We start from the raw sequence: 9,448 nt of genomic DNA on the forward strand, positions 1-9,448 counted from the left end.
GGATGGGCGGCGGCATGCCGATGGGTCTCGGTGGTGGCGGTGGGGGATTGGGCTCAGGAATGTCGATCCCCGGCCTCGACTCCCTCAGCAGCCTCACCGGCCTGGGCCGCGACCACCACCACGACCCCAACGCGATGCTCGATGCCCACGACGCAGCCATCTCCGGCGGCAGCCCCCTCGCTCAAATCGCCGTCAAAGAAGCGCTCACCAAGCTCGGAAAACCCTACGTGTGGGGCGCTAAGGGCCCCAACCAATTCGACTGCTCGGGGCTCACGCATTGGGCCTACGCGCAAGCCGGAATCACACTCGGGCCCGACACCTTTACCCAGATACATAACGGGCCAGCCGTGCCGCACGGTCACGTCGAAGCTGGCGACCTAATCTTCCCCGAGCCCGGCCACGTCATGCTCGCCATCAGCCCTACGCAAGTCGTCGAAGCCCAGCAGTCCGGTGTGCCGGTGAAGATCTCGCCGATGCCCGCCTCGTACCAAGCGCGCCGCCCAACCGCCTAACCGACCCGCTGTTGGTGCGCCTGTTGGGCTGCGTCGCGGATCACCTCACGGTATTCGTGAAGCTGCGCGGCAGCAGACATCGTTTCGCTCCACGAGGACCCCACCAAGTGCGGCAAGCTCGCCGTGATCAGCGATTCCAGTTGCAGCAGTAGATCATCGAGCTGTCGCAGCGTCGCACGGGCCTTCTCGCTGCGCTCACGCAGCAAAACGTCGGCACACGTCGCCGCGATCGCCGCGACCGCCTTTGCGATAGTCAACGCTTGCAAATCGGTGCGCGCCGCACCGCCGACTGGCGCTACCGGCGCGGGCCGAGGCGGTGCCGCCACCGTGGTCTCCCTGGGCACGTCGCTGCCGGTGCGCACCGCCTCAAGAGTTCCGTGCTGCCATTGGAGAGCGTCTTCGAGCTTGGTGCGGTTGGCGCGCTGAGGCCAGGTCTTACCCCGCTCCAGCAGCGCCGCAGTGTTCAAAGCCACCCCCGCGGCCGAGGCCAGCTCAGCTTGGGTGTCGAAGCCGAGTTCGACTCGCCGGGCGGCCACGGCACGGCCCACCCGCTCCAAGTCATCCCAATCTTTCGGGGTTTGGGGTCTCACCGCGTCCTTCACCTCTGCCCGGTCGTCGCCCGACGACACGCCTTTCACCTGCAAGTCAACTATAAAAGTTGACCACACCTTTGCGCGGTTGAACACAACCAGTACCCAAGAGTCAATCGCTGCAAGAGCAGCAAAGGCAGGAATCGCTCACGTTTCCCGGTGCGCGGCAGCTCTTGACTCGCCCAGACTCGCCGCCGAAAGTTCCGCAGCCTGCGGTTATTGGAACTGGGGAAACTTTTGTCCGCACCCACGTTGCCTTGAGCGTGATAATCAGCTATAACCATGTTTAGTGGTTAGGAAACGCAGAACCACGCACAGTCTTAGACAGGATTGGGGGAGCGGGAGTGAGCACCGTTCGACCGTTACGAGCCGACACCGGCCTATGCCAATACGAAGACGTCGACAATTGGTTCAGCAGATCACCGCGCATCCAGCGCGAAGCCAAAGCGATCTGCGCCAACTGCCCCATCATTGCGACCTGCGCACAACGCGCCCTCGACCGCGACGCCACCAACGGCATCTGGGCCAGCGTGTATCTACCCGGCATCAGCGACGCGGAAGGGCTCGAGGCAGCCCGCACACGCCTGCGCGACGTCATCACGCGTTACAAGCACCAGCCGGCCGAACTGCGCCAGCGATCGCTTCGCATCCGCCAGGCCGTGCACTTCGCGGCCACCGAGCGCGAACGCCGCTCACGGGCACCACGTCCTACCCCCGCCGCCGAGCCCGCGCCCGTGACGGAGAAGGCCAGTGCCTAACCCCGCCCTGGCCACCGCGCTGCTACGCGACGATCTGCTCGCCCAACTACGCAGCGCTCCTCGTCCGCTGAGCACCACCCACTTGCTCGCCAACGCCCCCGATGTCCCCGTGCGCGGCAGCCGTCTACGATTCGCACCGCTGCGCGAGCAGATTTACCGGGCGCTGTGCGCCCTGGAGCGCGGAGGACTGGTCACCCGCGTCGACTCCGAGGGCCGCGCCCAGCATTGGAAAGCCTCACCGACCGACGCCGACCACGAAATCGCCGCCCTAGAAGCGGCATTCAGCAGCCCCAGCCACGACGCCGGGCGCGCCTACGCGCGATGGATCCGACCGTGAGCGCCACCATCAGCACCCGCCTACACGCGCGGTGGTTGCCGGCGTTCCTGAGCGGCCAACCCCACGAGGTCATCGGCGACCTCGACACGCCCTACCTGCGACGCTGGCACCTGATCCCGCCAAACCGGCACCTCAACGTCTACCTGCACCACTTCTGCCGCTCCGACGAGCCCGGCGCCCTGCACGACCACCCCTGGGATTTTGTGTCGCTGCTGATCACGGGACGCTATCTCGAAGTCACCGACACCGACGCGACAGTGCGCACGCCCGGCAGCCTGGCGCTGCGACGCGCCGAGCACCGCCACCGCATCCGCCTGTTCACTAACGGCCGCGGCACCCCGCGCCCCTGCTGGAGCCTCGTCATCACCGGGCCGCGACGCCGCCAGTGGGGTTTCTGGTGCCCCACCGGGTCCGGCGGACGGCGGTTCGTGCCCTGGCAGAACTACAGCACCCCCAGCCCCGCTACACCACCGACCCGAAGGGACCGGCCATGACGACCTGCCCACTGCGCTCCGCCCTGCACGATCGCATCCCCGAACTCGCCGACGACCTCATCGAAATCGTCGCCGTCGCACGCGATCCCGGCCACCGCGCCAAAGTCGCGGTGCGAGCCCGCGTTCCCGGCGTCAACCCCGTGGGCGCCTGCATCGGATGGGGCGGGCTGCGGATCTCCGACGTCGAAAAGCGCCTCAACGGCGAACGAGTCAGCATCGTGGCCTACGACCCCGACCCCGCCACCTTCGTCACCAGCGCGCTCGGGCTGCCCTTAGCTGCCGCGCACATCACCGACCCCGACCAGCACGAAATCCATGTCTGTGTCGCTGCTGGCGACTACCCCCGCGCCCTGGGCAAGTACGGCCATAACCTCCGCCTGGCCGGCCGCCTGACGCACTGGCGCATCCACTTGCAGGCCAGCGACGATCCCTCCTCCGCCGCCGACACCCCGCAGCTCGCCGCGACCCCATAAGCCCACCCGTCGATCACCAGGAGGCCGACAGTGACAGCTGTGATGGCTCCATCCCGCAGCCTCACCAATCTCTGCGCGCCACAGCATGTTCGGGCGTCCACGCCGGCCATCGCTGCGGGCCGTATGGCTGGCTCGCAGCCGCGCCGGCGGACGGTGCTCACCGACGATGGAGCACGCCTGGCCTGCACCGACTACGGTGACCCGACCGCTGCGCACACCTTGGTGTTCCTGCACGGTCTGTGCCTGAACTCCACCAGCTGGACCCAACACATCAGCTGGCTCACCCGCCGCTACGGGCCCGCATTGCGGATCATCGCCTACGACCATCGTGGCCACGGTGACTCCGGTGCCGCACCTGCGCGCAGCTACACCATTGCGCGTCTGGCCGGCGACCTGTCAAATGTGCTTCGCACTCTGCATGTCCACGGCCAGCTCACACTGGTTGGCCATTCGATGGGAGGTATGACCGCCCTCGCCTACCTCGACCAGCCCCCCGACCAGCGACCCGTCGATCCCACCGGCCTGGTCCTGATCGCCACGGCCGCAGGCAAACTCACCCACCACGGTTTAGGGAGACTGCTCGGCACCCCGGGTGCGGTAACTCTGTTGAAGCGCGCCACTAAGGCTCCCGACAGTCTCCTGCGCACCCTCGCCAAACCGATGTGCGGATTGCTGTCTCACCTCGGTGAGCACCTCGCAGCCACCACCTTGGCCTCGCTGACTTGGAACGCGCTGACCACCACGCCGCCGCGCACCGCGCTGGGATTTCTGCCCGCGCTGCGCACCTACAACGTTTATGCGGCCCTTCCCCGGATCAGCGCTCGCACCGTCATCGTCAGCGGCGGCCTCGACCCGCTCACCCCGGCCGCGCACAGCCGCGACCTCGCTGCCGCCATCCCCGGCGCGCAGCACATCGCCGTCGCCGACGCCGGACACATGCTGCCCCAGCAGGCACCCGAACTCATCCTTCGCGCTATCACCACCGCGGTCACCACACAGCCCCGGCACGCCGCCAGCCGCCCACCAGAACCATTGCTGCCCAACAGCGTTCCGACACCATCAGTGCTGCGCTTCGCCGCGATCTGATCCTCAACCACATCCAGAGAGGACACCCGCACCAATGGCAACCAACGCGGACACCGGCCAAGCCAGCCCCGCCGACCACACCCCAGCTGGCAATCCGGACCACGCCGGGCGGAGCGCGGCCGTGACCGGGTTGCCTGCACCCACGTGGGCCGAGTCGACCGCCTGCGCGGCCCTGGTCATCATCCCCGGCCAACTCCACACCTCAGCGGTGATCGGAGGCGGCGTGAGCCAATTCGATCTGCGGCACTGTCCCAGCGGCCGGCGCGTCGCGGCCGCCGACGAACGCGCCGCACTGCATCACCTGGCCGAACAGTTGGCCTGGTTCGAACCGGTCGCCACCGATCCGCGCTATCTCGACGATCCCGCCCACGCCGACGTTTGTGAATCCCTGCGCGAGCTGCTGCACCAATGGTGTGCCACCGAGTCCGACTACCACCCACACGCTGCGCTGCTGGCGTCTGCGGGCAGCCCGCGATGTCTGCCACCCGTCCGATGATCGGAACCACTGCGCACCACTCCGATTCCCCGAGACGAAGAAGCAATGCCCACCACCGGTTGTGACCCGCGCTTGGACGCGGACATTGTCGCAGCGACCCTTCGCGCTCTGGGGTACGCCGCGCGCAGCTACAGTGCCGCTGGCGAAGACGGGGAGCCACCCGAGTTCGGGGTGGCGATTCACATCGTGTGCACCGAGGCGTGGCGCTACCCCGATGGCCGCTGGGAAATCATCGACCGCCCCGCCCGTCTCGTGGCCGCCGCCCGCACAGCACCGCGCAGCTGGCTGTTCAACTGCGGTGTCGCGGTTCCCGAGCCCACGTCGGCTGCCGCGCTCGCCGAGTGGGTCGCTGCGCAACTTCCGCCACCCGATCTGCCCGAATACCGAGCCTATTGGCAGTTCAGCCCACCCGACACGCCGCCGGCCGCCGCGCCGATGCACTGGGCTCGCCAGTGGTGTGAGCACTGGACCCGGGGGGGAGCTGACATCACCAGACCCGTCACAGACACCCCTTGCGACGTCCCCGGCCTTCGCGCCCGCCACGGGGCGGTGCCATGACGCGGCGCCAAGCCCGCGCCGAGGCGATTCAACGCCTCGCCGTGCGGCGGCTGCGCACCTTCATGGCCAACCACGGCTACCCAGACCCTGACACCATGCGATCGGAGCGCACAATATGGCACGGAACAAACGGCCAGATCCACAACAACCGGGTCTGTTCGACGTCGTCGGCGGGGACGGTGGTAGTGACGAGCCCAGAGATCGTGCAGATCGTGACGCAGGCCTACCAGCAGCAGTTGGCCCTGCCCAGCGAATGGAGCCCGGCGCAACGTCAAGCGTTCATCCAGGACGAGGCGGACAAGATCAGCTATCGGGTAGCCGAACTGGCCGCGGAATTGGAAGTGCAGGCAGTGGGGGAGTGGACCCGCAGCCGCGGCCAGCCCCCCGACTACTTGACCAAGGTGGGCCTGGTGAACACCGCCCGCAGCCAGGCCATGGAGATCGTGCTCAGCGAGGACCTCTACGAGCAGATACCGGACGAGGAGGATCCGCCCAGCAGCTTGTGGGGGGAGGATCAGCCGACGCCCGAGCGCAGTCAGCTGCCCTGGGATCAGCGGTGGACGAACCCGGCGTATCGCAGCGCTCCCAATCCGGACATCGAGGACCTAATCGAGCAGTTGTGGCCGAAACCAGCGTTCTCGGCGGTGTTTCGGATCAAAGCCGGGTATCTACTGTCGGCCCGGGCCGAGGACGGCCTTCCGGCGCCGAGCGACCAGGAGGACCCGCTGACCGCAGAGCTGGCGCAGATGATCTATTCCGATCTGCGCAGCGACGGCCTGCCCGAACGGTAACCAAGCAACCCTCACTGTTCGACGAGGTCGATCAGCCCACCGACCCGCGCACCATCGACCCCGGCGGGGCGCCCTTGCCCCCACCCACTCCGCCGGCGCGGGCCCCCGAACAGCCCGCCGCCGCCGCTGAGCCCGTCGCCGAACCATCAAGCGTGGCCGAGGATTTCGCTACACCCACCGATTTCCCGGCCAGCCGCGACACCTTGGTGCCCTCCGGCGCCAAAGCCCGCGCTCGCGCCAACATCGCCGCCCTGGAGATGCTCAACACCCTGCGCGACGCACGGCGTCCTGCCACCCTGGCCGAGCAGCGAGTGCTGGCCGCCTGGTCCGGGTGGGGCGCGGTACCCCAAGTGTTCGACACACGCACCGCCGATTTCGCCGAGGACCGCGCCAAGCTGGCCGCGATGCTGGGCCGCGACGAATACCGCCAAGCCGAAGCATCCATCCTCAACGCCCACTACACCGATCCCGCCATCGCCGCCGCAGTCTGGGATGCACTAGGCCGGGCCGGGTTGACCGGCGGCCGGGTGCTCGAACCCGGTTGCGGATCAGGAACATTCATCTCCCACGCCCCCGACGAGGCCGTGATGGTCGGCGTCGAGGCCGACGCCACCACCGCCGCGATCGCCGCCCTGCTCTACCCCTCAGCGCAGATCCGCCACGAAGGCTTCGAAACCACCCGCGTTCCCGAAAACAGCTTCACCGCAGCCATCGGCAACGTCCCCTTCGGCCGCTACGCCGTCACCGACCCCGCGCATAACCCCGCACGACACTCCATCCACAACCACTTCATCATCAAAGCGCTCGCCCTCACCGCGCCCGGCGGCTACGTGGCCGTGCTGACCAGCCGCTACACCATGGACTCAGTAAAACAGTCCGCCCGACGCGACATCGCCGCCACAGCCGACCTCATCGGCGCGATCCGATTGCCCTCCAAAGCGTTTGCCCGCGTCGCCGGCACCGAAGTCGTCACCGACCTACTCGTGCTGCGCCGCCGCGACCCCCACACCCAGCCCCCCGACGAACTGCCCGACTGGATCGCCACCGAACCCGCCGAACTCGTCGACCCCGACACCGGCGACGCCGCCGCGATCACCATCAACTCCTACTTCGCCGCCAACCCCCACAACGTCCTGGGCACACCTGAACTCGGCCACGGCCTGCACGGCTCCCAACAACTGCTCATCGCCGGAGCCACCGGCCCCGAGCTGGCCGCCCAAATCAGCGAGCGGCTCGCGCCGATGATCGACTCCGCGATCCAGCGCGGACTCGGTTTGACCGCCACGACCGCCGATCTCACCGACGTCTCCGCCGACCTGTTCGACCCCGGCCTGATCACCGCCGCCGACCGCGGCCACGACACCCCGCTCTACACCCTGCGCTACAACCCGACCAGCCGCGGCATCGACTACTGGGCCGGCCACGACTGGCAACCCCACAAAACCCCCAAAACACTGCTCGCCGAAACTCGCGAGCTCATCGGCCTGCGCGACGTCGCCGAAAGCCTCATCACCTCCCAACGCGACGGGCGCCCACCCGCCGAACGCGACCAGCTACGCGGGCACCTCAACACCCTCTACGACAACTACGTCCGCCGCTACGGCCCGCTGAACCGCTTCACCTGGGTCTACCCGAACATCACACAAGAACGCCACGACCAACGTCTCGCTTCCGCCGAAACAGCCTGGCGCACAAGCGAAGGCAACCCCGGCCGCCCCTACACCGGGCCCATCCCCGACGAGCTGGCCGCCCAATGGGACACCGACGCCTGGGAAGCACCCGCACCCTACAAAAAACGCCGCCACCTCGACGGCGGCATGCGCCACGACCCCGGCTGGGCCCTGGTTGCCGCGCTGGAAATCTTCGACGACGACACCGGCCAAGCCCGCAAAGCACCCATTTTCTCCACCGACCTGCTCAGCGCGCGACCCGACCGCACCACCGCCGACACCCCTGAAGAAGCCCTGGCGATATGCCTCGACCGCGCCCAGCGCGTCGACATCGACGTCATCGCCGCCCTGCTGGAAGTTCCCGCCTCCGATGCCCGCGACCTCATCGCCGGCCTGGTCTATCCCAGCCTGGATGACCCCGACGAATTCGTACCCGCCGTCACCGCGCTATCCGGCAACGTCCGCACCAAACTCACCCGCGCACTCGAAGCCGCCGCCACCAACCCCATCTACAACGACTACGCCCATGCCCTACAACAAGTCCTGCCCGACCAGCGGGAAGCCGAAGACATCAAAGTCCGCCCCGGCGCACCCTGGATCCCGGCACATGTGATCGCCGCCTTCGCCGAAACCACCTTCGGCACAACCGGAGTCACCGCCGAACACATCGCCGGACGCTGGGTCGTCGACATCCCCAACTACAAACGCCACAGCCGCCTCATGACCGACGAGTGGGGGATCGACCGGCGCGGCTGCGACGCCATCTCGCTGCTCGAAGCCGCCTGCAACTCCAAAGCCGTCCTCGTCAACGACGACGAGGGAAACCTCAACCCCCAAGCCACCTTCGCCGCGCAAGCCAAAATGACCAAGATCAGCGAGGAATTCAGCCGCTGGCTCTGGACCGACGACACCCGCCGCGACACCCTCGTCGTCGAATACAACCGCCGATTCAACTCCCTGCGCGCCCCCGCCTACGACGGCACCCACATGCGGTTTCCCGGCATGTCTGACCACTTCACGCCGCACTTCTACCAACGCAACGCCGTCGCCCGGATCATCGCCGAACCCACCGTGCTGCTCGACCATGTGGTCGGCGCCGGCAAAACCGGCAGCCTGGTCGCCGGAGCCATGGAACTTCGCCGCCTTGGCCTGGTGCGCCAACCCTGGCTCGTCGTCCCCAACTCCATCACCGAACAAGTCGGCCGCGAAGCCAAACAGTGGTACCCCGCCGCCAAAGTGCTCCTGGGCTCCTCGGCCACCACCGCCGACGGCCGCCGCCGCTTCATCGCCCAAACCGCCTCCAGCGACTGGGATCTGGTCGTCATCCCGCAATCAGCGTTCACCGCGATCAACGTCTCCACCGACATCCGCGTCGACTACACCGAAGAACAACTCGACACCCTGCGCCGACAACTCGAAACCGCCGAAGCCGACCGCAGCAAAAAACGCATCGAGCTGTCGATCAAAGCCGCCAAAGCGCGACTGGAAAAACTGATGGCCGCCAACACCAAAGACACCGGCCTGCGGTTCGAAGAATCAGGCTGCGACTACCTGATGATCGACTTAACCGACCTACCTTATTGCCGTTCGTGTCGTTCGTCGAAATGTGTGGTCGGGAAGGTACCGTCTGCTTAACCAAATTCGCATTCAATGTTCGTAACGTCTGCGGTAGGTGGTGGATTG

11 protein-coding genes are annotated in these 9,448 nt (G+C 67.2%); 10 read left to right on the forward strand and 1 reads right to left on the reverse strand.

Annotated features, from left to right (window positions below; all coding sequences use genetic code 11):
- Positions 1-512 (forward strand): C40 family peptidase (locus CYU59_RS22395; protein WP_293002839.1); only part of this gene is annotated, 512 nt, incomplete at its 5' end.
- Here CYU59_RS22395 and CYU59_RS22400 read toward each other — a convergent pair.
- Positions 509-1,141, reverse strand: a complete 633-nt coding sequence (locus CYU59_RS22400) for a helix-turn-helix transcriptional regulator (RefSeq protein ID WP_293002841.1) — start codon at positions 1,139-1,141, stop codon at positions 509-511. The two genes, CYU59_RS22395 and CYU59_RS22400, sit on opposite strands and share 4 nt — an antisense overlap.
- Positions 1,142-1,446: 305 nt before the next feature.
- Between CYU59_RS22400 and CYU59_RS22405 the strand changes: the two genes are divergently transcribed.
- The 9 genes from CYU59_RS22405 (at position 1,447) to CYU59_RS22445 (ending at position 9,400) form a co-directional block, all read left to right on the forward strand.
- On the forward strand, positions 1,447-1,860 hold the full coding sequence (locus CYU59_RS22405; RefSeq protein WP_293002843.1) for a WhiB family transcriptional regulator: 414 nt from the start codon (positions 1,447-1,449) through the stop codon (positions 1,858-1,860).
- Entirely contained in the window at positions 1,853-2,197 is a 345-nt protein-coding gene (locus CYU59_RS22410) for a hypothetical protein (protein WP_293002845.1), read from the forward strand. Before CYU59_RS22405 ends, CYU59_RS22410 begins: the two co-directional genes overlap by 8 nt.
- On the forward strand, positions 2,194-2,691 hold the full coding sequence (locus CYU59_RS22415; protein ID WP_293002847.1) for a hypothetical protein: 498 nt from the start codon (positions 2,194-2,196) through the stop codon (positions 2,689-2,691). Before CYU59_RS22410 ends, CYU59_RS22415 begins: the two co-directional genes overlap by 4 nt.
- The gene (locus CYU59_RS22420; protein WP_293002849.1) at positions 2,688-3,164 is read left to right on the forward strand and encodes a nucleic acid-binding protein; all 477 of its coding nucleotides are present in this window, start codon (positions 2,688-2,690) and stop codon (positions 3,162-3,164) included. Before CYU59_RS22415 ends, CYU59_RS22420 begins: the two co-directional genes overlap by 4 nt.
- Before the next feature lie 42 nt (positions 3,165-3,206).
- Positions 3,207-4,250 (forward strand): alpha/beta hydrolase, encoded by a 1,044-nt coding sequence (locus CYU59_RS22425; RefSeq protein ID WP_293002859.1) that lies wholly within the window; start codon positions 3,207-3,209, stop codon positions 4,248-4,250.
- Positions 4,251-4,284: 34 nt separating this feature from the next.
- Positions 4,285-4,746 (forward strand): hypothetical protein, encoded by a 462-nt coding sequence (locus CYU59_RS22430; RefSeq protein ID WP_293002851.1) that lies wholly within the window; start codon positions 4,285-4,287, stop codon positions 4,744-4,746.
- A 45-nt stretch (positions 4,747-4,791) separates the two neighbouring features.
- Positions 4,792-5,304, forward strand: coding sequence for a hypothetical protein (locus CYU59_RS22435; protein WP_293002853.1), 513 nt, complete (start codon positions 4,792-4,794; stop codon positions 5,302-5,304).
- Positions 5,301-6,095 (forward strand): hypothetical protein, encoded by a 795-nt coding sequence (locus CYU59_RS22440; RefSeq protein ID WP_293002855.1) that lies wholly within the window; start codon positions 5,301-5,303, stop codon positions 6,093-6,095. The genes CYU59_RS22435 and CYU59_RS22440 overlap by 4 nt, the downstream gene beginning before the upstream one ends.
- A gap of 74 nt (positions 6,096-6,169) precedes the next feature.
- Positions 6,170-9,400 (forward strand): hypothetical protein, encoded by a 3,231-nt coding sequence (locus tag CYU59_RS22445; protein WP_293002857.1) that lies wholly within the window; start codon positions 6,170-6,172, stop codon positions 9,398-9,400.
- Positions 9,401-9,448 lie beyond the last annotated feature (48 nt).

The organism is Mycobacterium sp. (assembly GCF_002863225.1).
Taxonomy (GTDB): domain Bacteria; phylum Actinomycetota; class Actinomycetes; order Mycobacteriales; family Mycobacteriaceae; genus Mycobacterium.